The sequence below is a fragment of the Synergistaceae bacterium DZ-S4 genome (genome assembly GCA_025943965.1).
Classification (GTDB): Bacteria; Synergistota; Synergistia; order Synergistales; family Synergistaceae; genus Caenicola; species Caenicola nitritireducens.
Window position 1 is genome coordinate 174,598 of the sequence record JAPCWD010000002.1, and the last position, 23,488, is coordinate 198,085.

Consider the following 23,488-nt stretch of genomic DNA (forward strand, 5'->3'; position numbering starts at 1 on the left):
TTAAAATATTATAGGACAAGCTTACATCTAATTATTTAACAGCTAAGGTATTATTGCTTAAAATAATATAGAATAGGCATTAATATAGGCATTAATAGCAATTTTCAAAGGGGAGTCTAAATTGAACAATATAGCTGAAGTATCAAAAATACTATATGTCGACTGTTCCGCCGGGATAGCCGGAGATATGTTTTTAGCCGCGCTCCTGGACATGTCCGGCGGTTTCGGATATCTAAAAAAAGAACTTTCAAAAGTGCCTTTTTCAGGATATAACCTGGACTTCTTTAGGGACAAGAGGGGAGGCATCTCGGGTCTGCGCTTCGATGTTGATCCGGGAGAAGGACATGTTCACAGGCATCTCTCTGATATAAAAGAGATGCTGCTTGGGAGCGAGCTTTCAGATGAAATCAAAAAAATGACCGTCAAGGCCTTCACCCTTCTGGCCGAAGCGGAGGGCAAGGTGCACGGCGAGCCGGCTGACCATGTACATTTTCATGAGGTCGGGGCTGTCGACTCCATAATCGACATAACCGGTGCGATGATCATGCTTGAATATCTTGGATGGCCCGAAGTATCCTTCTCACCGCTCAATGTAGGTTCGGGAACGGTGCGGTGCGCACACGGCACATTGCCTGTCCCTGCTCCTGCGACGCTGGAACTTCTTAAAGGCCTTCCTGTCTATTCATCGGGCGACCCGATGGAGAGGGTCACTCCTACGGGTGCTGTTTTAGTAAAGGCTCTCGGAGAGAGGATATTCTCAGGGATGCCGGAAGGCGAAATAAAAGACACAGGCATAGGGCTGGGAAGCAGGGAAGGCACACCACCAAATATCCTGAGGGTGACGATGCTTAAAAAAAAGGAGGACCTGCTTCATGACAGGGGAGTCGAGCTCTCTGCCAACATAGACGATATGTTGCCTCAGGATCTTTCCTACCTTATGGAGAGGCTCTTTGACGGCGGTGCTCTCGATGTCTGGTTTGAGAACATCCAGATGAAGAAGAACAGACCGGCGGTAAAGGTCTGCGTACTGTGCCATGAAAGCGGTTCAGAACTGCTGCAGGAGACCCTCCTCAGGGAGAGCTCTTCTCTTGGAGTCAGAAAGATATATGTTGAGAGATCTATGCTTGAAAGAAGTACTGAAATACTGGAAACATCCCTTGGTCCGGTCAGGATAAAAATGGCGGTCATGAAAGGCAAAATGATAAAGGAAATGCCCGAATTTGAGGACATTAAAAAAATAGCTTCAGAGCGGTCCATACCACTATCAGAGGTCCGTTCTCTGATCGCGCGTGAAAGGGAAACGGCTGTAAAATCCTCGAAACTTATACAGGGAGACTTTGAGACAAAACTGAATATGACCAAAGAGGACTTGAAGGATCCGCATGGTCATCATCACGGACATCACCATCCCCATAGCCACTCGCATGACCATTCTGAAATCGGGGAAGAAGGAAAATGACGCTGATTCTTGATGGCAGGATCACTTCGATAAAAATTAAGGACTGGGTAGCGGCTTCGGTCGATGCCATCAGAGTAAGAGACGGTTGGGTGCCTCAGATGGTAACAGTCCAGGTGGGCGATAACCCTGCTGCTGAAAGGTACATCAGAAACCAGCTGAAAGCCTCTAATGAAGCAGGTATATCAGCCAGACTGGAAAAATTTGACTGCGATATTCCAAAAGAAGATTTTTTGAAAAAACTGGCGGCGATAGGCAGAAATCAGGAAGTTGACGGAATAATACTGCAGACCCCATTTCCGAAGGGTTGGCCTGTTGACGAGATACTGAACGGCCTTCCATCAGGAAAGGATGTTGAGGGCGTCCATCCTGAAAACCTTGGCAGATTGTATCTTGGCGAAACAGCTATTCCTCTTCCCTGTACAGCATGGGCGGCTATCTCGCTGCTTGAATGGTACGGCAGGAGCTCTTTTGAGCAAAGCAGGTGCGCTGTTATCGGAAGGAGCCCAAACGTTGGCAAGGCTGCCGCGCTGATGCTCATGCATAGGCATGCTACGGTGACAGTATGCCACACAAGGACTTCCTCTGAGCAGCTCAAAGACGTGCTTGCCGGTTCGGATCTGGTTATTGCTGCCGCAGGAGTAGCAGGCATGGTAGACCCGGATCTCCTGCCATCCCATGCATGGGTGGTCGATGTAGGAACTAATGTCACAGAAGAGGGAAAACTGGTCGGGGATGTGGCACCAGGGGCAGATGGGCATGTGGAAGCGCTGAGTCCGGTTCCGGGAGGTGTGGGACCCATAACGGTCTCCCTGCTGCTGGCGAATCTCCTTCTCTGTGCCACGAGGCGCAGACTGGGGAAGAGCCTGCTGCTTCCTGACCTGAAAAAATTACGTGAGGAGTGATCTTATGGATATGGATAGAGAGAGCGGAGCGCGGTGGTTTGCTGAACAGATCAAAAAAGGCAGAGTCGTTATCTTTAGCGGTGCCGGGCTGAGCACTGAATCGGGACTTGCCGACTTCAGGTCCAAAGAGGGAATGTGGGCTCACGTCGACCCGATGCAGTATGCCTCGGTAAATGCGCTTGAACGGGACTATGATTCATTCAGGGAGTTTTATAAATCAAGGCTTTATGTTCCGGAGAGCGTAAAGCCGAATAAAGGCCATAAATACGTTGCACAATGGGAAGCAGATGGCTATGTTACGGGCATAATTACCCAGAATGTTGACAGGCTTCATCAGAAAGCCGGTTCAGTTAAAATAGCCGAACTGCACGGCAGCCTGGAACCCGTGAGATGTCATTCCTGCGGCAAGATATGGGACAAGGAGCATTTTCTCAACGGCGAAAAATGCGACTGCGGAGGACTTCTCAGGCCCGGAGTAGTGCTCTTCGGGGAGATGCTTCCGGACGGACCGCTGAGGCTTGCCGACGAGTGGAGCTCCGACTGCGATGCCTTTGTGGTCCTTGGTTCATCACTGGTTGTCTCTCCCGCCAATTACTTTCCCCGTCAGGCAAAGAACAGCGGAGCAAAACTGATAATCGTCAACAGGGACGAAACTCCGCTGGACAGGATCGCTGACCTTGCCGTGCACGAGGGCATAGGGGACTATCTTGAAAAAGTCGCAGGTTATATGAAATAGAGATGCAAAGAAAAAGGGGCTGTATGTGATACTACGATCCCACACAGCCCCTTTTTCTTTTATTGGCAGGATTCTGTCGTTACAGTGCTTTTTTGACCCTGATGAAGCATTCGGCGTAGGGGGCTCCGCATCCGGGAGCCTTCTGTGCTTCTGTAAGAAGGTTTATGCCGGGCACGCCCTGTTTTGCTGAAGCCAGCCCCTCTCGCAGGGAACTCTCTTCTACAGCGCACATTATTAGATGTTCTCCGTTCCTTGAATATACAACTACCCTCTCACTGTTTGTCAGGTCAAGTTTTTTCATGTCAGCGGCAGACATATAAATATCCGGAATGTCGGGTATATTTGGGGCGTCGAAGCTGTGTCCGTTTATATACTCTTTCACGTGGAAAGTGACCAGCCTTAGTTCTCCTTCTTCAGGGAGACTTATCACAGGGACACACTCCGGCAGTTTTGCCATAGTTCCGGGGTCGGTCCAATATATTGGTTCTTTCCACTCATAAAGTCCTTCCGATACCTTTTCCAGCCTTTTTTCACTGAGCATCAGCCTGTCCATTTCTTCATAAAGTTTTACAAGATCCGTCTTCAGTCCAAGAGTTTTTGCCAGCCCGTTAAATATCTCTATATCCGACTTCACCATTCCCTGAGGTTCGACTATCCTCTCACTCCTCACAAGGAAGCTGTGCCAGTATGACCCCAGCCAGTCATGATCTTCTTCAAGGTAGGTCGCTGCGGGCAGCACCAGGTCGCATTCTTTCGCAGTTTCTGTCATGAATATCTCTGTACAAACCTTGAACGGGACCGATCTCATGGCCCTGACTATGCCTGAACTTCCCGGGTTCTGCATAACAGGGTCTGCCGTTGTTATGTGAAGCACACTTATCTTTGGTGAGGCATCAAGGATTTCTTTTCCCATCGTGCCTGTTCCGAATTTACGTACATTGTCAGAGCGGGGAATAAGTTCTTTTGGAAAGAGCGCATGCTCGTCCTTTCCAAAACTGAGGCCTGAACGCGGATCTTCGAAACCGCCTGAGATCACAGATAAGGCAAACATCCACTTAAACTGCATGTCTCCGTGGAGATATCTTTGAGATCCGTAAGAAGGCATATATGTCACAGGACTGAATTTTATCAGCCAGAGTAATATTTCCTCTGCTGCAGTCTCATCTATACCGGCTGTATCAAGAAGCTTTTCTTCTTCGAGACTCTTTAGGCTAACAAGGAATTCCTCGTAATTTACGACCCTGCTCTTCCACTCATTCGAAGATACTCCCATACTGATCAATTTTTTGCAGAGCCATGCCGCCAATGCGAAATCTCCGCCCGGAGATATGTACCATGATCTGTCGGCAGCTTCGGATGTTTCAGTATTTCTTATTTCAAGAGAGGCGATCTCACCGCCTTTATCTCGTATTTTGCGGAAGATCTGCCTTATCTGTGGCTGCGTTACAAGGGAATTTCTTCCCCAAAGCATTATGCCCTTTGCCTCAGACTGAAGCTCAGGAGTCAAAAAGGGAACTCCCCATCCGAGTGTGGCTTCCTTTAGTCCCGATGATCCGATGCTTGAACAGAGAGATCCCTTTGTTCCGGTATATCCTCCAAGTTCATTGAAGATGTGTGGGATAAGGGTCTTAGAAAAGTACATGGATCCGGCGCTTGAGTAATACATCAAAGATAGGGGCCCTGACTCAGATATCCCCGAAGAAACCTTGTCTGCCCATATGGACCATGCTTTTTCCCAAGTGAGCTCTTCCCAGCCGCTGCCGGATCTGAGCAGTGGGGTCCTTAACCTTCCGGGGTCAAAAACCCGATTCGCATAGCGGAGCCCCTTTGGGCAGATAAACTCAGTCCACCTATTCTTTTCATGAGGCTTCATCTCAATTTTATTGTTAATGGATCTTGCCCTCATGGTACAGGCACAGGGGCAGTCGTGCGGGCAGGCGGTTGTTTTCCATTCCGATCGCATATCAGTACCTCCGAATAAGATGATCAATAATTATAAAGGCAAATTGGTCGGCTACATATAATATAACTCAACTTTTCCATCGTCTTTCCCGCATGCTTTTGATTGATCGGGAGAATGTTGTTTCCTGTTAAGGAAACATATAAAAACACAATAGCATTCGAACCATTTCGAATGCGTTTTGAGATCGGGAATCGAGCGACTTCAATATTTTAGAGCCACTCGATCTCCGTTAAAATACATGCAGAGAAGACGAAAAAGAGAGGTTTTGAATCCAAGAGTGGCAAACGGCGGTAAGGTTGAGCTATAATTGGAAAATCATCAGGATGAAGGAAGTTTTTGCACGGAAATGTTCCTTAACCCCTGTCAGCGAGAGACTTATATGATAAAATGAGTCTACAGGCCTATATGACACAGTAAATATACTTGTATAATCTTACACAGCGGGATATTCCCCGCATACATCCGAATCTTGACAATTTGGACCCCAAATAGCTTGGACTTCTGCAAAGACCCTTGACGGCACGAAAGGTGGTGGAACACAACCCCCGCCAATAAAGGAGAGCAGAATGATAAGGCAGATGCGAAACATGGGAGAGAGCCGCGGAACAGAGAAGAGGAAACCTTGGAGACTTGTTTCTGTTCAGAGGCGACCCCCCGCGCAGATCGTCTGCGATATAAAAAAACTAAAAAAACAACCAAGGGGGTTGTACATTACTATGAAAAAGTTTTTGGCAGTATTTGCAGTAATCGCGCTGGTAGCTTTCGCAGCACCGGCATTCGCAGCAAACCCGTTCATGGATGTACCCGCAGGCCACTGGGCATATGATGCAGTAGCACAGCTCGCAGCACGCGGCGTAGTATCCGGTTATCCCGACGGCGCATTCAAAGGCGCACAGCCCGCAACACGTTACGAAATGGCATCAGTAGTCGCCCGCGCACTCGCGAAGATCGACGCTGAGAAGGCAAGCAAGCAGGATCTCGAAATGCTGAAGAAGCTCGTCATGGAATTCAAAGACGAACTCGATGCACTCGGCGTGAAGGTCGACAAAATCGACAAACGCGTAGCAGTCCTCGAAGACCGCCTCGGCGGCTGGAAGCTCCGCGGATCCTTCCAGTTTGACGCCAACTTCTCAGGCGACGGTGCTTACAATGAAAATGGTGCAGAGACAGAATTTCACAAGGAATGGTTTGCACTCGTACTGACAAAGCAGATCGACGAGACGACTTCCCTCTATGCGCGTCTCCGTATGGGACAGTACGTTGCCGGTACAGGCCGCAACGACATGGCCGAGACCCGTTGGGACCGTATCTATGTAGACATGAAGCTCCCCTACGATGTTGATTTCCGCGTAGGCCGCTGGCTTCAGGACTTCGAAGGCGATAAGGGCCTCTACTGGGCATATGACGCCAACCCGATGTTCGGAAGCTACCGTATGGATGGTTTCCGCGCTGCTAAGTCATGGGGTAATTTTACCGGTACGGCTATCGTAGCACGTAACGCAGGTATTTCCCCAACGGACCGTGAACTCGGAGAATACATGCACTACGCTCTCGACCTCAACTTCCGTCCGAACGAGAAGTTCTGGATCGGCGCAACAGGCTACTGGCTCCAGGGCGATGCCAATGTATTTGTTGATGAAGATGAAGATGGCTTCGATGATGATGGCATAAATCCCGATGCAGACGATGCCGATGCCAACACATATGCCATCTACGCAGGCTTCGCATTCAATCCCAATGTAGAACTTAAGGGAATTTACTACATGCAGGATCTCGGTGCGGATCTTGTCGGCGGATTCGATGACAGCCCGAGCGCATGGAAGGCAGTACTCGATGTGAAGCAGGACATGCTTAAGTTCACGAGTCTCTGGGTGCAGTATATGCAGATCGACAACAGCTTCTATGGACTCAACCAGCAGAACAACATGGACTGGGGCATTTCACTTTCTGTAACAGACGCTATGCCGCTGAATGACAACCAGACGACAGTTTGGATGATTGGCGCGGAACAGGTTTGGAACGACAAGTGGACCACCTTCCTGAAGTACGCGAAGGCTGATTTCGACACAGAAGGCGTCGAAGATGCAGAGAACTACACAGCAGGCGTAACCTACCAGTACACACCTGCAGTCGCATTCCAGCTCGTCTATGACAACATCGACTTCGGTGCTGACAACGACGACCATCTTATCAAGTTCCGTACGAGCGTTAGCTTCTAGTCTGATTTAAGTGTTACTTAAGAGAGACCCGAGAGGGTCTCTCTTTTTTTAGGTAAAATATGCTTGTCATAATCTGCGGCCCGGACTTATAATTAGTAGAGTTTTTCAGGGTTCAAATATGTATCTGGGGAGGACCACAATTTTGAATAGGAAGTTTTCATTTCTTTTGCTTATTATTGTTGCATTTCTGATCGTTGCTCCGTCGATCGTTTCTGCTGACTCTTTTGAAAATGTACTCCAAAGGTGGACAAAAAGTGTAAAGTATATCGACAAGGAGAACATGATCGACAATTTAGAGATCCGTGCTACTTATTATTCTGCGGAGTTCATAGAGGCTCTCACACAGAACGAAGCAAAAAAGAACCTTTGGACACAGCAGGAGACCGACGACTATAAATATAATTTTTTAGGGGCGCTTCGTCTTGACGAAATGATCCCGATACAGATCGAATTTATTAACAACGGTCCTATGATGCACCTTGGCCCCTTCGATATAATGGCAAAGTTAATGATAGGGAACAAGGAATACAAGATGGTCGATTATGATAAGAGGTTCAACTTCAAATTTCAGGGCAAAAAAGATGGGCTTGTCTACTTCCCCCGATTTGACGAAAAGACGGGAAAGGATCTGTTAAAGGGCGTGAAGTCTGTCAGATTGATTTTTTCTCCGTCAATATCTCCGGTCGTGGAAGGCAGAAGGATCGAATTTATGTGGGACGTTTATAACGACGACCCCTCGAAGCTTTACCAGGGAAAGACTGCGGCGCGGTTTGAAACAGACCGCCTTCTGAAGCGGCTTGAGAAACTTCGCAAGGACAAGGCTGAGCACGAGAAGCAGCTTCAGGGGATAAACGAGGAGATATCAACGGTCCAGAAGCGTCTGGATGAGCTGGCAAAACAGTAAGGATCAATACAGAAAACAACAGGGCAGAGGCTTCGGCACTCTGCCCATTTTTTATCTTCATATGCTTCTGTTACATTTCTGTAACATAGTGTAAAGATAGTATTAACCTTCTCGGAATATACTTCATACAACATAGATAAGAGGAGGAATAAATAATGAGAAAAATAATTTTTGCAGCAGTGTTGGCAGCGGTGATGGCATTCTCGGCAAGCGCCTTTGCGGGGCAGATAGTAATGGATGGATCAACTACGGTCCTTCCCTTCGGACAGGCCGCGGCGGAGCAATTCTCAAAGCAGAACCCCGACGTTAAGTTCTCAGTCTCCGGGACTGGAACCGGCAACGGTTTCAAGTCCCTTGCGGACGGCAGCGCCCAGATCGCGAATGCATCTAGATTCATAAAGGATTCGGAAATCAAATCATGCATGGACAAAAAGGTCTACCCCGTGCCCTTCGCAGTCGCCCTTGACTGCCTTGTGCCGGTCGTCCACCCATCAAACCCAGTCAAGTCACTGACAAAGGCCCAGCTTAAGGACATCTACTCCGGTAAGGTCACCAACTGGAAACAGGTAGGCGGAAGCGACGCTCCCATAGTTGTGATAGGACGTGATACAAGCTCCGGAACATATGGCACCTGGCAGGAAATGATAATGGACAAGGGCGAAAAGACAAGGATCACACCCAAAGCACAGGTAACTGCCTCCAGCGGAGCAATGATGACTGCGGTGGCGCAGAACAAGAATGCTATCGGATACGAGGGTATGGGTTACGTAAGCAAGTCGGTCAAAGCCCTTGCGGTTGACGGGATCGCCGGAACCGCGGCAGGCGCAAGAAGCGGGAAATACCCCCTCGCACGCTACCTCTACATGTTCACCAACGGATGGCCCGAGGGCGATGTCCTCGACTTCATCAACTACATGCAGAGCCCGGCAGGGCAGAAGATAGTAAACAGCACAGGCTTCGTCTCCCTTCAGGAAATGAAATAGAAAAAGGCCGGCGGGAAGTTCGTCTGAGAAAATGGCAGACGAACCTCCCGCTGTGAAGCTGCGACCAAAATGCGGCTGAGCAATTGCTGAGCGGTTGCTCAGCAATCGTTTGACTGTTCTAAAGCAACCGAAACAAAATAAACGCATGGCCGCGTAAAGATGAACAATCAGAGAGGAAAAAAAACATGAAAGAGCGGCAGAAGAAAATTCTCAGTGGTTTTGGGGGCAGGGGGGACAGGATCATTGCGTATCTTGTCCGCTCAGTTTCCATGATCGGGATCCTGATAATGCTCTTTATCCTTGGATTTTTGATAGTAAATGGAATGCCGGTCCTGAAGGAGTCGTCCATTTCGGAGATATTTCTGAGCCGGGACTGGTATCCGGTGGAAGAGCCGCCTGCACTGGGGATGCTTCCCCTTATAGCGGGGACTCTTTCAGCGACGCTGCTTTCAAGCCTGATCGCCCTTCCCATAGCGATAGCACTGGCGATCTTCACGGCCGAGATAGCGCCGAGGAGGCTGAGGAGTATTTTCAAGGTGCTAATGGAACTGCTTGGATTCCTGCCCTCTATAGTGCTTGGATTTCTTGGCATGATGGTGCTGGCTCCATGGATGCAGGAGACCCTCAATATAGCCTCCGGTCTGAATCTCCTGAATGCCTCGATACTGCTCGGATTCCTCGTTATCCCGGTTGTCGCCTCGCTCTCAGAGGAAGCTCTCTCTTCGGTACCCAGGGAACTGAGGGACGCCTCTTATGCCCTGGGGGCTACAAGATGGGAGACGGTACGCAGGGTGGTAATTCCGCACGCACTATCCGGAATAACGGCTGCCTCACTTTTGGGCGTTATGAGGGCTCTCGGTGAGACGATGGTCGTCCTGATGGCAGCGGGCGGAGCCGCGATCATCCCCCTTATGCTGACAGATCCGGTCAGGCCGCTCACGGCCACCATAGCTGCCGAGATGGGGGAGACCCCTGTAGGGAGCACCCATTATCACGCGCTCTTTTTTGCCGGCCTCATACTTCTTGCTGTAACGCTTGCAATAAACCTGACCTCTTTTTACATCGAAAGGAGGAAGAGATAGAAGATGGACAGAAATGTTTCCCGAAGGATAAAGGACCGGACCATGACCGGCCTCTTCTGTATAGCTGCCCTTTCCCTTGTCCTTGTCATAGGAGGGATGGCGGCATTCCTCTTTAAGGAGGGTTGGCAGATGCTCTCGCTCGACTTCCTTATAGAAGCTCCAAGGGACGGAATGACCGCGGGAGGAATAATGACCCCTCTTGTGGGGACAATTCAGCTTGTCATTGTCTCTATGGCAGCGGCTCTCCCGATAGGCATTATGACGGGACTCTACTTTGCCGAGTATTCAAAGGATGACTGGCTCTCCAGGATATTAAGGGTGTCCATAAGGTGTCTTGCCGGAGTCCCCTCTGTAATATACGGACTCTTCGGACTCTCCCTCTTCGTAGTCTTTCTGAATTTCGGATCGAGTTTGCTCTCCGCCGGACTGACCCTTGGATGCCTTTCCCTGCCGCTTATAGTTACGGTATCAGAACAGGCTTTCTTGGCTGTTCCTCAGGATTACAGGGACGCGTCCTACGCACTCGGAGCGACAAAATGCCAGACGATACTGAAGGTGGTCCTGCCCTCGGCGGCTTCAACTATAATTACAGGAACGATACTTTCAATAGGAAGGGTGGCGGGGGAGACGGCTCCTATCATGTTCACGGGAGCGGCATTCTTTGCACCTGAAGTGGCAAAGAGCATTTTTGATCAGGTCATGGCGCTGCCCTATCACATATATGTACTGGCTACGGCATCTACTGACCTTGAGGCTACCAGGCCTATACAGTACGGAGCGATCCTTGTGCTTATAGGACTTGTCCTCGGGACCAGTGCGGTCGGCGTCTTGGCGAGATCACGCCTTGCGGCCAGAAGCGGGAGGCAATAATATGAACACCACAAACTTTGATCCCCAGATAAAGACGACAGACCTTGACCTCTACTACGGGGATAACCGGGTGCTGAAAAACATCACATTTGACATCGGGCGCAGGACCGTAGCAGCATTCATAGGCCCCTCGGGCTGCGGCAAGAGCAGTTATCTCAGATGCCTGAACAGGATGAATGACTTCATACCGTCGGCCAGGATAACTGGCAGGATAGAGATCGAGGGAGAAAACATCCTCTCTCCGGATACCGATGTTATAGCGCTGAGGCGCAGAGTGGGGATGGTCTTCCAGAAACCGAATCCTTTCCCAATGTCGATATATGAAAACGTAGCCTACGGTCCGAGGCTGAACGGCATAAAGGACAAGAATACTCTTGACGAGACTGTTGAAAAAAGCCTGAAGGGCGCCGCACTATGGGATGAGGTGAAAGACAAGCTCTCATCTCCGGGAACAGGCCTTTCGGGCGGGCAGCAGCAGAGGCTCTGCATAGCGAGGGCGATAGCCACCCAGCCGGAGGTGCTCCTCATGGATGAACCCACGAGCGCGCTGGACCCAATGTCGACCGCCAGGGTGGAAGAACTTATAAGGGAGCTCAAGGGAGATTACACAGTTGCCATAGTCACGCACAACATGCAGCAGGCCGCCCGTGTATCAGACTATACAGCCTTCTTCCTTCTGGGGGATCTCATAGAATACGACCGGACAGCGAAGATATTCACATCTCCCTCGGACAAGAGGACCGAGGACTACATCTCGGGAAGGTTCGGCTAGAGTAAAAGACGGCTGAGCAATGGCTGAGCGGTTGCTGAGCAATAGCTTAGCGATTGTGAGGATCAAGGGCAGAGGCGGGCAAGCGATCGTGAGAACCAAAAGCACAGTCGTTCCCGGACGCTTCTAAACGGGGATCCAGAGGCTTTTGTTTAGGCCTAAAAAGCTAGTAATAGTAAAGATCTAGAGTCACTGGATCCCCGATCTCGAAACGCACTCGAAATAGTTCGAATGCTAAGGAGTTTTTGAATGTTTCCTTAGAAGAAAACGGCATTCTCCTGATGCAAGCGCTCGGGGACGACGAAAAAGGGCAAGAACCTTGATTTTAACGATCGTTTGACCATTGTTTGACAACTGTTTGACGATCGTTTGACAAGCTCTAAATCTTTACGATCGCTCAGCGACTGCTCAGCCACCGCTCAGCAATTGCTCAGCCGCATTTAATAGTTCGCAGCTTCACAATTAAGGGGGGGTATAAAAATGGATTCAATAAACACAAGAAAGAGGCTCGACGAGGACCTTTCCGAGCTTAAAAGAATGGTCTTCAGGATGGCCAGAATGTCTGGCGAAGCTCTTGAAAACGCAGTCTGGGCACTGAAAAACAGGGATGAGGCGTCTGCCCGCGAGGTCCTTGAAAAGGACGACCTTATAGATGATCTTGAAGACAAGATCGACGAAGCATGCATGGAGTTTGCAGCCCGCTATCAGCCGCTTGGCGAAGACCTGAGGACCGTTACTTCGATAATGCATATGGCTGTGGACCTTGAGAGGATAGGGGACTACGGCGGCAACATAGCCAAAACTGCCATAGACCTGGCCTCCAAAACTCCGATAAAGCCGCTGATAGACATCCCGCGCATGGTAGAATGCATCAGGAGGATGCTCGATACGGCGATGACCGCTATTGATACCGGGTCAGCCGAAAAGGCGATAGAGGTCTTCCCGATGGATGATCAGGTCGATGACCTTGAAAAACAGATAATGAGGGAACTTTTCCTGATGGTCATGGAAAAGCCTGAGAGGATCGAACAGTCGCTTCAGCTCATGAACGTATCCCGTACACTTGAGCGGGCAGGCGACCATGTAACGAACGTGGCTGAGAGGATCGCATACATGTACACGGGAAAGACGGTCAAGGCCTCCCAGCACAGGAGAAAACGGGATATATAGGAGGAAGCCCCATGGCTGAAAAAATTCTCATCGCAGATGACGAGGAAAGCCTTGTAGAGTTTATCGGAAGGGCCTTGAAAAAGCACGGTTACAGGGTCATAGCGGCATACGACGGAGACAATGCCCTCTTCCTGATCGGAGAGGAGCTTCCCGACCTTGTCATCCTTGATCTGATGATGCCCCTTATGGACGGCTGGGAGGTCTGCAGGAGGGCAAAATCAGACCCCGCGACAAAGGACATTCCGATAATCATGCTCACTGCGAGGAGTTCCGCAGACGATGCAGTCCAGGGCCTTGACCTGGGCGCAGACGACTACATGAGAAAACCTTTCAGTCTGGACGAACTTCTGGCCCGCGTAAGGGTCCTTCTCAGAAGGAAAAAAGACGACGAAATGAGCAGGATCGTTGAAGAGGGCGGCCTTAGGATAGACAGGGAAGAGCGCGAGGTCTTTCTGCGAGGGACCCTTCTTGACATAAGCCCCATGGAGTTTGAGATACTGGAGCTCATGGTGGGAAGGATGGGGCGGACCCTTTCAAGGGAGGAAATATTGAAGAAGATATGGGGCATCGGCGGAGAGGATACCAGGACTGTCGACGTGCACATCTCAAGGCTGAGAAAAAAGCTTGATGACGGTGTGAAACCGCATCTTGCCATCCAGACGCTTAGGGGCCGCGGATACAGGCTTTCATGGGAGGATGAGCAGGAACATGTTTAAAAAGATGACCCTAAGAAAAAAAATGGCCCTGCTGCTTACGATCTCTGTCGTCTTCATAGGCATTGCAGTCTGGGGATTTATTTACAGGAACGAACGCAGGGAAGTGATCGAAGAGAACAGGGAGGTCCTTTCCCGCTACCTTGGCCTCTTTGCCGCTGAGGGAGAAGGCAGGGGCATAGAGGGCATCAGGGAAGTGCAGGCCTTCTGGGAAAAAACATATCCCGAGGGCAGGCTCACCGTCATCAACACGATGGGAGAAGTCGTGATAGACAGCAAGAGCGATCCCAATGAGATGGACAACCACTACAAAAGGCCTGAGATAATAAAGGCTTTTGAGGACGGCAGTGGGTCCGAGCTGAGATACAGCAAGACTCAGTCTGAGTGGCAGAATTACATGGCTAAAAGGGTGATCATCCCCGGAACTCCGGCCCAGGGAATGGTCATAAGGCTGTCCTACCCGCTTGAAGAGCTGAACAGCCTTGCTCTATCCATGGCAAAACCATTCCTCTATTCACTGGAGATCATGCTTTTCTTCGTATTGTTAGGTTCATATCTGATGCTCCGTTTCGTAACAAAGCCGCTTGATCTGCTGAGCGAATCTGCACAGACGATAGCGGCCGGAGGAACAGCAAGGTTCCCTATAACAAACGATCCTCAGATACAAAACCTCTCTAACGCGTTGAATTCGATGTCAGATTCCCTTAAGCTCAGCGTCAAAGAGGCGCAGGAAAGGAAAGAGGAACTCTCTCTGCTTGTTGGTGCGCTCCCTGTCGGCGTGATCCTCATCGATGAGGCTAGAAAAATCCGTTACATGAACAGTGCCGCTTCAAAGATATGCGGAAGGGCTGGCAACGAGCCTGCGAGAGGTCTCTCCATAGAAGTGATCCTTCCTTCCGATGAGATGTGCAGCATGCTTGATGAAGGAGACGGAAGAAGGATGATAAGCCTATCCCGCAGCGGAGGCTCAAAGATCGAAATGTCGACGCTTACACTTACACGCGGCAGGATGATCGTTCTTGAGGACCTGACGGATAAGATCAAGCTGGATGAGGCCAGGCGGGAATTCTTTATAGATGCGGGTCATGAGTTCCAGACTCCGCTGACAGTAATTAGAACGGGGCTTGAACTTCTGAAATCAGGCGACTCTCTGACAGATATTGAGGATATTAAGGCCGTTGACAGTATGATACGCCAGCAGGAACGGATAAGCGGTCTTGTTGAGGATCTTCTCCTGTTGGTGAAACTTGATGTTGATCCTCAGGGAAACAGAAGAGAAGAAGTAGATCTTAAAGAGATAGTCCGCGACATAATATCTGACGTAAAAGAGCTTCCAGCGAGCAGGAAGATAGAGATAAAGGCAATCCTGCCGGAAGAAGACATTACGGTCAGAACAGTATACGGAGACCTTCGAAGGGCTCTTTTCAATCTGGTCGAAAACGGTGTAAAGTATGTCTCATCTTCCCGGGAGACGGAGGGAAGAGTCGAAATTACAGTTAAAGAAGATGATCATCATATTCATATACTTGTGGATGACAACGGCCCGGGAGTAACTGAAGAAGATAGGGATATAATCTTTGAAAGATTCAGAAGGGGAGACTCACACCGTGCCAGAAGCCGAAGCTCTGCAGGGGGATACGGTCTTGGGCTCTCTATCTCCAGGAAGATCTCGGAACGCGAGGGCGGCTCGCTTGAGTTGGGCAGATCTTCTCTTGGAGGAGCATCTTTCATAATGACACTGCCAAAGACAGAACTGACAGGCAACGAAGAAATATAACAAACGAAGAGAGAGCCATCATGCTCTCTCTTCGTTTTTGCCTTTTACCTTGTATAGAACTGAAGCCTAAAGGTCAAAAATTTCAAGAACTTCAGGCTTTTCCCCTTTTCCGAGATAACTCCCTATGACAAATACAATTACAGAGATCAGCAGTGTAGGTACTATGGCTGTTGTTCCGGCTATGCTGGTCTTTGTAATGTTGAACCAGAAAAAGGCCGCGCAGCCTGTGATCATTGAGAGTATCGCACCGGTAGAGTTTGCTCTCTTCCAGTAGAGCCCGAAGATCGTAGGGCAGAAAAATACTGCCTCCAGGCCGCCGAATGCGAAGAGGTTTATCCATACAAGCAGGGAGGGGGGCTTCATCGCAGCAAAGAATACGATCGTCCCGACCACACAGGTCACTGTAAAGCTCATTGACTTTACCTTCGAAGGAGGCAGGCGGTCAGGGTCGTTCTTTGCCACGTAGTGGAAATATAGGTCCTTGACTATTGCGGCCGAGCACATGATGAGCATCGAGTCGACGGTGGACATTATCGCGGCAAGCGGGCCGGCTATGAAAACACCTGCCCAGAAGGGCGACATCAGTTTTACGGTAAGCGTCGGCACTGCCAGATCGCCGATCTCGATCCCCGGGATGACTGCCCTCCCCATCGCGCCTATCAGGTGCATTGCAAGCATTGTGAAACCTACGGCGAAAGTGCCTATCACCATTGCGTTGTGCATCGACTTTGAATCTTTGTATCCGAGACACTTCTGTGTCGTCTGGGGAAGTCCCAGTATCCCGAATCCGACAAGCACCCAGAATGACAGGATAAAGGGCTTTGGGATGGAATTTCCGGCTCCCCCTGGAGTCAGAAGGTCAGGGTCGATCGACCTGAGGGTGTCCATGATGTTCGCCACCCCTCCTCCCGCCGAAGTGACGGCAAAGAGCAGCGCAACGGATGCCAGAAGCATCATGATGCCCTGGATAGTGTCTGTGAGGACAACTGCCCTGAAACCTCCTATGGTCGTGTAAATTATTACCGTTATGCCGAATATGATCAGACCTGTCCGGTAAGAGTACCCCGTTATCGACTCAAAGAGCCTTGCTCCGCCTATGAACTGGGCCAGCATCGATGCCATGAAGAAGACGAGCAGCGCCACCGAGGCTGCGATCACGACACAGTCACTGCTGTAACGGGCCCTCAGGAAGTCAGTTATAGTAACGGCCTTTGTCCTCCTGGCTATCAGGGCGAACCTTTTTCCCAGCACCCCCAGGGTCAGGAATGCCGTAGGGACCTGTATCATTGAGAGCAGTATCCATCCAAGCCCCACTTTGTATGCTATTCCTGGGCCGCCTACGAAGCTGCTTGCGCTTATGTAGGTCGTAATGACCGCCATTGCGAGTACGAACCCGCCCATCGATCTGCTGCCGATGAAATATTCCTCCATGAATCCGGCGGTGTCAGTTTTTTTTCTTGATCTGGCATTTCCCCAGAATGCTATCCCCATTATGAAGGCGAGATAGATGACAAGCGGAAATATCATTCCTGTACGGTCAGTCATCTTTACCGGCCTCCTCGCCTTCCTCGAGGTCTATCTCAGTGAAGAAGTACCTGACACATACCCAAAGAAGCGACGAAATGCCCACATATCCGACAATGCAGCTGTAGAAGAACCACTCCGGAAAACCGAAAACATAACCGTACTCCGAGGGATCGTCCCCAAATCCGTAAGCTGTCACATACCACCATGCAAAAAAGAGCAGATACAGGCCAAGAACTATCAAAGTCTCTTTTTTTACGTTTTTTTGAATAGCTGAGTCTTTCAATGTCAGTCCTCCCCGTCTTTGATCGCCAAGATAAGTATAGACCTCTAAATGCAAAAACTGTATGATTGTAGCATATTGATCAATGTCAAAATGCCATGAAGGAGTGAAAGCCGTGGATCTGAATGAAGCTAAAACTAAAGGATATGAAAAACTTGGAGAGACTGTCTGCAAAAAACTGAACAGCCTGGGGTACTGTGCCTGGTTCGTAAAAAACAAGGAAGATGCGTTAAAGGCTGCTCTGGGACTGATCCCCGAAGGAGCCTCCGTAGGAGTGCCGGGAACCGTTACCGTGAGGCAGATAGGCCTGATAGACGAACTTAAGAAGAGGGGGTCGAAGGTTTCCGTCCACTGGGATCCTGACCTCAAGCCGGAAGGAAAAGCCGCAAGGTTTTTGGAGGAACTATCCTCGGACTGGTTCGTAACGAGTACCAACGCCCTGACTGCCGATGAGGGCGTATTTGTGAATATCGACGGAACGGGCAACAGGGTGGGCGCAATGGCATGGGCTCCGGGCAAGCTGCTCTATATCGTAGGGATAAACAAGATCACCACAGATATTCCGACTGCTCTTAAAAGGGTCCGTGACAGTGCGACCCCGCCGAATGTCATACGTTTGAACGGTAAGGCTCCCTGTGCATCCGTCGGCCACTGCGTAAACTGCAACAGCACAGAGAGGGTCTGCAGAATAGTCACTATGATGGAACGCCCTCCCTTTGGAAGGGAATGCCATGTGATAATAGTGGGCGAAGAACTGGGGTACTAGCATGAAGGGATATTGGGGCAGGATCCTTTCAATAGACCTGTCCGACAGCACCATAACTGAAATAACTCCTGATGAAAAGCTGTACAGGGATTACCTTGGCGGAAGCGGTATAGGCGCCAGACTGTTGTTTGACATCACAGGACCTGATACAGACCCCCTCGGTCCGGATAACCCGATAATATGGATGACCGGACCATTTGCAGGGACAAAGGTACCGACTTCAGGCCGCCACCAGATAACCTCCAGATCGCCGCTTACAGGGATATTCGGCGAGAGCGATGCCGGCGGCAGGTTTGGAACAACGCTGAAACGTTCAGGATGGGACGGACTTATCGTCAGAGGGATGTCTGACACACCTGTCATCATTGTTATCAAGGACGATAAAGTGGCCATAGAACCCGCAGGGGACCTGTGGGGAAAGGACACCTTCCATACAGACGAACAAATGAAGGAAAGATTCGGACCTTCATGTGAGACGTCGTGTATAGGAGCAGCGGGCGAGAGACTGGTGCCTATATCATGTATAGGCCATGACGGTGCAAACGCCAGAATGAGCGGAAGGTGCGGATTTGGAGCCGTTATGGGATCGAAGAAACTAAAGGCCGTGGCGGTTATCGGAAACAGGGAGCCGGAGATCGCAGACCCTGAAAGGCTGATGGCACAGCAGAAAAAAATGGTCCCGATCATCGTTGAAAAGACAAAGGGCATCCACCTGCTCGGTACAGCCGGGGGAACTGCCGCAGCCGAAAAGATGGGAGATCTGCCGGTCCAGAACTGGCGAAGGGGAAACTGGCCCGATGCCGAGAAGATAACAGGACAGGTCATGGCTGATACGATACTCAAGAAAAATTATTACTGCGCGTCCTGCCCGATCGGATGCGGCCGTGATGTGGAGATAGCAGACGGCAGATGGGCGGGTGTCAGGGGAGCCGGCCCTGAGTACGAGACACTGGGAATTATGGGCGGATCATGCCTGGTCAACGACATGGAAGCCATTACCTACGCAGCGGACCTCTGCAACAGGCACGGCGTAGACACGATAGAGGCTGGAAGCGCGGTCGCGATGACAATGGAGTGCTTTGAACACGGACTGCTCACGGCAGAGGATCTTGACGGCATCAGTGCAGAGTGGGGAAGCGCGGAAGCCCTTGTTGCCCTGACCGGGAAAATATGCATGGGTGAGGGGGCTGGAAAACTTCTCGGTCTCGGAGTCGCGGGCATGACAAAAATGATACCCGGATCTGATAAGTTCGCGATACATGTCAAAGGACTGACGCTTCCGGCGCATGATCCCCGCTGCTTCAGCACGATGGCGGTCGGCTATGCTACCAGCAACAGGGGCGCATGCCACCTTACGGGAGCAACATACTTCTTTGAGAAGACCGCGGTCATGCCCGAGTTCGGCTACGAAAAGCCCCGCCCAAGGTACACAGAGGGCGGCGAGGGGATGATCAACTTCCACGCGCAGAACCTGATGGGGTTGATGGACTCCCTCAAGATGTGCAAGTTTACGATTTACGGCGGAGTCAATGTCACTGAGATCTGCGAATGGTATGAAGCGGTCACAGGCATAAAGACGTCCGTCAAAGAGATGGCTTTGGCCGGAGAGAGGATATTCAACCTGAAAAGGCTCTATAACGTACGCCTTGGCCTCTCCCGTAAGGAGGATGGCCTTCCCGAAAGGATACTCACAACACCGAGGAATGACGAAGGAACGGGTAACTATACCCCTGTCCTTGAGCCTATGCTCGACGAATATTATGAGATACGCGGCTGGGACCGTGACGGGATACCTAAACGGGAGACGGTGGAAAGGCTCGGGCTGGATCAGAAATATTTTTAAGGAATATCTTTATGTTGGCCGGAGTCTCTTTTGACCTTCCGGCCATTTTATTATGAGGAGCGGGCAGGATAAATGAAGCTGAAGGTCAGGCCGGAATATGCTGAAATATACGGGACAGATATCTCCTCACTTCCGATGCCGAAAATAGGAGAGAGCATAAGGGATTATGTGCTCCGTTCAGGTCTTGGAAAAGAGGAGGATATCCTCGCGGTGGTCAACGGCAGGGCGAAGTCCTGGGACTATACACTTTCCGAGTCAGATGTTATTGAGATATACCCGATGGCCGCAAGCGGCTGATGATCGTCTGAGGTCATTCGGACGGCCTGGAACATTATCCGACCATGCCGGTCATTTCAGTATCAGAAACTCCCTGCCTTCGGCATCTGTGAGAAGATATTCCTCTGCGGTTATCTGGACAGGGACTTTTTTCATCTCGTCGGGAAACCTGAAAGTGTGGATCTTTCCCAGCGGTTCTGTCTTGCCTTCGGGCGTTACGGCCGATCCTTCCCCCACAAAAACCGTTCTTCCGTCGCGGTATACTTGGGCCCGGTACTCTGCAGACTGTGGGCTCCTTGAATTCCACCCGGAGGTCACTGAGGATGTGACTTCGACATAGCCGTCTTTTTTTACGATAAATACTTTAACTGCCCAGTTTCCCCTTATCTTCATGTGATCTATCATCAACTCTGTGTCGATGTCGCTGAAATTCTCCCAAATGCTCGGTTCCATTGCAGTCCTTTCGGCAAGGAGCGTGACCGCAGAAACCGCGAGTATCCTTGTCTGTTCCTTCTCATGCGCCTCATAGGCAGGTTTTGTATAGACCCTGTAGCCCATAAAGATCAGTGAGGCTGCGAAGATCAGCCCAAAAATGCCTGCCATTATCTTATGAAGTGTGGATGACCCGTTCTCATTCATCATGTGAAGATTATACCCTATGGATGGAGGGGTCTTACGGTACATTCAAATAAGCCTGAAAGAAACGGATAAAGTGGTAGAATGGACGACGGTGATGAAAATGGATACAAAAGTATTAAGGGAGCAAATATTACTGATGAGCTCCCTTTTCAAGTGGACTTTCTTTGCAGTAATGGCCGGTGCGGTCGTAGGAGCAACAGCGGCAGGCTTTCTCTTGGCTCTCGACATGGCGATCGGATACGTATCTTCCTTCAGCGCATGGAGATACTTTCTTATATTTCCTGCCCTTCTGTTCAGCCTCTATTTTGTCCGTACGTTTGCCCCTGAAGCTGCAGGTCACGGGACAGAAAAGGTCATTGATGCCGTTCACAGGAGGGCGGGAATAATCGATTTAAAGGTAGTTCCCGTAAAGCTGATAGCAACGATCGTTACCATTGCCGCAGGAGGTTCGGCAGGTAAGGAGGGGCCGTGTGCACAGATCGGCGCAGGCTTGATGTACGGCATTTCCAAAATTTTCAGGCTGGATGAATCAGACAGGAAAAAACTCGTTATCTGCGGCATTTCGGCTGGGTTTTCAGCGGTTTTCGGGACTCCCATCACCGGTGCGGTATTTGGCGTAGAGGTCCTCTTTGTCGGCCAGATGTTCTACGATGTACTTCTTCCCTCCTTCATAAGCGGGATAGTATCATGCTTTGTCGCATCCCACCTCGGAGCGGGACATCTTCCGGCGTTTGCGGTCAATGTTCCGGTCCTTGCTCCCGGCCTGATAGGCTGGTCACTCTTTGCGGGGATCTTTTTCGGCATCATCTCAGTTTTCCACATAGAATGCCTCCATGCGGTCGATAAAAAATTCAAGTCACTGAATATCCCGGACTGGCAGAAACCGCTTCTCGGCGGTGCGATCCTCCTTGTGCTCAGCGCCTTCTTCGGGACCCGATATCTTGGTCTGGGAATGGATACGGTCGACCAGGCTATAAGGGGATATGATGTGCCGATAGCGGCCTTTGCGCTCAAATCCTTTGCCATGGCGGTCACCCTTTCGTGCGGAGGAAGCGGCGGGGTGCTGACCCCAACGCTCTTTGTGGGCGCTGCGGCAGGTTCGCTCTTTGGAAATCTTTTCGGCCTTGACCCTTCGGTCGCAAGTGCCCTTGGTCTTGCCGGGGTACTCGCAGGATCGACGAACACCCCCATAGCATCCACGATACTTGCCATGGAACTCTTCGGGGCTTCGATAGCTCCTTTCGCCGGGCTTGTATGCGCGGTATCATACGTCGTGGCGGGACACAGGAGCCTCTACCCGAGTCAGGTGATGCTGAGGCCTAAGGCAAGAACCTTCGTCAGGCGCAGCGTCGACGGCAAAACAAAGATCACCGGCCGTTTTGAAGGAGTGTCATACGGGAGGATCATTCGTTTCCACCTGGAAAAGATATACAACAGGATAATCAAAAGAAAATAAAGTGTCTGAAGAGAGGCGATATTTTTATGGATCCGGAAAGGATACCCAAAAAAACGATCAACAACATCCTGACAGTTATCGCAGCGCTATTTCTCATGTTCTGGGCATGGAAATGGTTTGGCCCCGGATCCGCTGAGATCAGGCAAAGCGGAGAAGCCGAGCTCAGGCGGAGTGGACTGAGCCTGGCGGACCTTATCTGGGTCAGCGTCGCCGTGACTTCAGCGGGTTATCTTCTCTGGAGGGGGCTCACTGCCCTCTTCTGGCACAAGTACTTCAAAGACGGGACTCCTCCTGACGATATGGAGGAGTAGATATATCAGAGCCTGTGATATTCAAAGACCTCGATGCCCTTTTCGGCGGCGACGGTCCTTACCCTTTCTTCGTCTTCGCAGGGATAACTGCATGCCAGGCCGCAGCTTGAAGATATCTCTCGGGGAACGGGGATGATCTTTACTTTAAGACCGAGGCTCCTGCATGATTTTTCAAAGAAGAGAGCCATGTGTGTAGTATCAAAAGTCGCAATGCATTCCAATGTGGTTTCACCGCCCTGTCTTGCTATAAACCAGTTATTCCGCAATTATACGTGGACGCTGGTTATTTTGACAGGTAAAATTCACTAGTCGACTTACTTATTAAGTTTCATTTTGTCCAACTATCAGAGGGGGTAAAGGAATAATGTTTCCAGCAAAAAAAATCACAATAAGTCTCTTTGCCGTGCTTTTCCTTTCATTGATCATCACCGGTGCGGCATTTGCTCAGGATGTAATGGGCTGCGTAGATCCTCAGAAGATAATGTTCCAGCATCCCAAATTCGAGCAGATACAGAAACAGATCCGTGATGTAACGAACAAGAAGCAGGAAGAGGCCAAGGCGGCCATAGAAAAAGAGACCGACGACAAAAAGAAAGCCCAGATCTTCCAGAACAAAAGAACAGAAGCTGCCAACGAAGAAAGAAAACTCATGGAGCCGATCTTCAAAGATATAAACCTTGCAATAAGGACGGTAGCAAATGCAAAGAAGATCACTGTAGTGGTGGATAAGGGAGCCGTCTTTTACGGAGGTACGGATATCACAGACGACGTAATTGCTGAGCTTAAGAAGAAATAGGTACCAAAACATTATAATATCGACAAAAGCCCCGGTGCGGAATATCC

General features: G+C 50.2%; 23 protein-coding genes. 18 read left to right on the top strand and 5 right to left on the bottom strand.

From position 1 onward, the window contains the following. Window positions 1-121 precede the first annotated feature (121 nt). Genes larC through OLM33_02240 form a run of 3 tightly spaced genes read left to right on the top strand, consistent with a single transcriptional unit; the run spans window position 122 to window position 3,097 of the window. Entirely contained in the window at window positions 122-1,459 is a 1,338-nt protein-coding gene (larC, locus tag OLM33_02230) for a nickel pincer cofactor biosynthesis protein LarC (GenBank protein MCW1712495.1), read from the top strand. Further along, entirely contained in the window at window positions 1,456-2,361 is a 906-nt protein-coding gene (locus tag OLM33_02235; protein ID MCW1712496.1) for a bifunctional 5,10-methylenetetrahydrofolate dehydrogenase/5,10-methenyltetrahydrofolate cyclohydrolase, read from the top strand. The genes larC and OLM33_02235 overlap by 4 nt, the downstream gene beginning before the upstream one ends. A gap of 4 nt (window positions 2,362-2,365) precedes the next feature. Next, window positions 2,366-3,097 carry an NAD-dependent deacylase gene (locus OLM33_02240; protein MCW1712497.1) on the top strand — a complete coding sequence of 244 codons (732 nt, stop codon included), beginning with the start codon at window positions 2,366-2,368 and terminating at the stop codon, window positions 3,095-3,097. A 79-nt stretch (window positions 3,098-3,176) separates the two neighbouring features. On the opposite strand, the gene OLM33_02245 is transcribed toward OLM33_02240, so the two are convergent. Further along, window positions 3,177-5,060: a molybdopterin-dependent oxidoreductase gene (locus OLM33_02245; GenBank protein MCW1712498.1), complete on the bottom strand. Its 1,884-nt coding sequence runs from the start codon at window positions 5,058-5,060 to the stop codon at window positions 3,177-3,179. Window positions 5,061-5,776: 716 nt separating this feature from the next. Here OLM33_02245 and OLM33_02250 point away from each other — a divergent pair. The 9 genes from OLM33_02250 to OLM33_02290 all read left to right on the top strand — a co-directional run bounded on the left by OLM33_02250 (window position 5,777) and on the right by OLM33_02290 (window position 15,547). After that, on the top strand, window positions 5,777-7,279 hold the full coding sequence (locus OLM33_02250) for an S-layer homology domain-containing protein (GenBank protein ID MCW1712499.1): 1,503 nt from the start codon (window positions 5,777-5,779) through the stop codon (window positions 7,277-7,279). 142 nt (window positions 7,280-7,421) lie between these two features. Further along, entirely contained in the window at window positions 7,422-8,183 is a 762-nt protein-coding gene (locus OLM33_02255; GenBank protein MCW1712500.1) for a hypothetical protein, read from the top strand. 155 nt (window positions 8,184-8,338) lie between these two features. Further along, complete coding sequence (locus tag OLM33_02260) at window positions 8,339-9,166, top strand: phosphate ABC transporter substrate-binding protein (GenBank protein ID MCW1712501.1); 828 nt, start codon at window positions 8,339-8,341, stop codon at window positions 9,164-9,166. Between the two features lie 185 nt (window positions 9,167-9,351). Continuing rightward, window positions 9,352-10,248, top strand: coding sequence for a phosphate ABC transporter permease subunit PstC (gene pstC, locus OLM33_02265; protein ID MCW1712502.1), 897 nt, complete (start codon window positions 9,352-9,354; stop codon window positions 10,246-10,248). Between the two features lie 3 nt (window positions 10,249-10,251). Then, window positions 10,252-11,118, top strand: a complete 867-nt coding sequence (gene pstA, locus OLM33_02270; protein ID MCW1712503.1) for a phosphate ABC transporter permease PstA — start codon at window positions 10,252-10,254, stop codon at window positions 11,116-11,118. Window position 11,119: 1 nt separating this feature from the next. After that, a complete protein-coding gene (pstB, locus tag OLM33_02275) occupies window positions 11,120-11,890 on the top strand; it encodes a phosphate ABC transporter ATP-binding protein PstB (GenBank protein MCW1712504.1) in 771 nt (256 codons plus the stop codon). A 477-nt stretch (window positions 11,891-12,367) separates the two neighbouring features. Further along, the gene (gene phoU, locus OLM33_02280) at window positions 12,368-13,057 is read left to right on the top strand and encodes a phosphate signaling complex protein PhoU (GenBank protein MCW1712505.1); all 690 of its coding nucleotides are present in this window, start codon (window positions 12,368-12,370) and stop codon (window positions 13,055-13,057) included. An 11-nt stretch (window positions 13,058-13,068) separates the two neighbouring features. Beyond that, on the top strand, window positions 13,069-13,773 hold the full coding sequence (locus OLM33_02285) for a response regulator transcription factor (GenBank protein ID MCW1712506.1): 705 nt from the start codon (window positions 13,069-13,071) through the stop codon (window positions 13,771-13,773). Beyond that, the gene (locus tag OLM33_02290) at window positions 13,766-15,547 is read left to right on the top strand and encodes an ATP-binding protein (protein ID MCW1712507.1); all 1,782 of its coding nucleotides are present in this window, start codon (window positions 13,766-13,768) and stop codon (window positions 15,545-15,547) included. The genes OLM33_02285 and OLM33_02290 overlap by 8 nt, the downstream gene beginning before the upstream one ends. A 66-nt stretch (window positions 15,548-15,613) precedes the next feature. Here OLM33_02290 and panF read toward each other — a convergent pair whose 3' ends face one another. Both panF and OLM33_02300 read right to left on the bottom strand, forming a co-directional pair. Then, window positions 15,614-17,092 (bottom strand): sodium/pantothenate symporter, encoded by a 1,479-nt coding sequence (gene panF, locus OLM33_02295; protein MCW1712508.1) that lies wholly within the window; start codon window positions 17,090-17,092, stop codon window positions 15,614-15,616. Beyond that, window positions 17,085-17,357 carry a YhdT family protein gene (locus OLM33_02300; GenBank protein MCW1712509.1) on the bottom strand — a complete coding sequence of 91 codons (273 nt, stop codon included), beginning with the start codon at window positions 17,355-17,357 and terminating at the stop codon, window positions 17,085-17,087. Before OLM33_02300 ends, panF begins: the two co-directional genes overlap by 8 nt. Before the next feature lie 112 nt (window positions 17,358-17,469). Here OLM33_02300 and OLM33_02305 point away from each other — a divergent pair, with 112 nt between their 5' ends. From OLM33_02305 to OLM33_02315, 3 genes are all read left to right on the top strand, one after another. Continuing rightward, window positions 17,470-18,120 carry a lactate utilization protein gene (locus OLM33_02305; protein ID MCW1712510.1) on the top strand — a complete coding sequence of 217 codons (651 nt, stop codon included), beginning with the start codon at window positions 17,470-17,472 and terminating at the stop codon, window positions 18,118-18,120. Between the two features lies 1 nt (window position 18,121). After that, window positions 18,122-19,963: an aldehyde ferredoxin oxidoreductase family protein gene (locus OLM33_02310; GenBank protein ID MCW1712511.1), complete on the top strand. Its 1,842-nt coding sequence runs from the start codon at window positions 18,122-18,124 to the stop codon at window positions 19,961-19,963. 72 nt (window positions 19,964-20,035) lie between these two features. Beyond that, window positions 20,036-20,260 carry a hypothetical protein gene (locus OLM33_02315; GenBank protein ID MCW1712512.1) on the top strand — a complete coding sequence of 75 codons (225 nt, stop codon included), beginning with the start codon at window positions 20,036-20,038 and terminating at the stop codon, window positions 20,258-20,260. Window positions 20,261-20,311: 51 nt separating this feature from the next. Here OLM33_02315 and OLM33_02320 read toward each other — a convergent pair whose 3' ends face one another. Continuing rightward, window positions 20,312-20,881 carry a hypothetical protein gene (locus tag OLM33_02320; GenBank protein ID MCW1712513.1) on the bottom strand — a complete coding sequence of 190 codons (570 nt, stop codon included), beginning with the start codon at window positions 20,879-20,881 and terminating at the stop codon, window positions 20,312-20,314. A 133-nt stretch (window positions 20,882-21,014) separates the two neighbouring features. On the opposite strand from OLM33_02320, the gene OLM33_02325 reads away from it, so the two are divergent. Both OLM33_02325 and OLM33_02330 read left to right on the top strand, forming a co-directional pair. Next, entirely contained in the window at window positions 21,015-22,334 is a 1,320-nt protein-coding gene (locus tag OLM33_02325; GenBank protein MCW1712514.1) for a chloride channel protein, read from the top strand. A gap of 26 nt (window positions 22,335-22,360) precedes the next feature. Beyond that, window positions 22,361-22,645 carry a hypothetical protein gene (locus OLM33_02330; GenBank protein MCW1712515.1) on the top strand — a complete coding sequence of 95 codons (285 nt, stop codon included), beginning with the start codon at window positions 22,361-22,363 and terminating at the stop codon, window positions 22,643-22,645. A 5-nt stretch (window positions 22,646-22,650) separates the two neighbouring features. On the opposite strand, the gene OLM33_02335 is transcribed toward OLM33_02330, so the two are convergent. Further along, window positions 22,651-22,866: a DUF3343 domain-containing protein gene (locus OLM33_02335; protein ID MCW1712516.1), complete on the bottom strand. Its 216-nt coding sequence runs from the start codon at window positions 22,864-22,866 to the stop codon at window positions 22,651-22,653. A 143-nt stretch (window positions 22,867-23,009) separates the two neighbouring features. Here OLM33_02335 and OLM33_02340 point away from each other — a divergent pair, with 143 nt between their 5' ends. Then, window positions 23,010-23,441, top strand: a complete 432-nt coding sequence (locus OLM33_02340; GenBank protein MCW1712517.1) for an OmpH family outer membrane protein — start codon at window positions 23,010-23,012, stop codon at window positions 23,439-23,441. Window positions 23,442-23,488 lie beyond the last annotated feature (47 nt).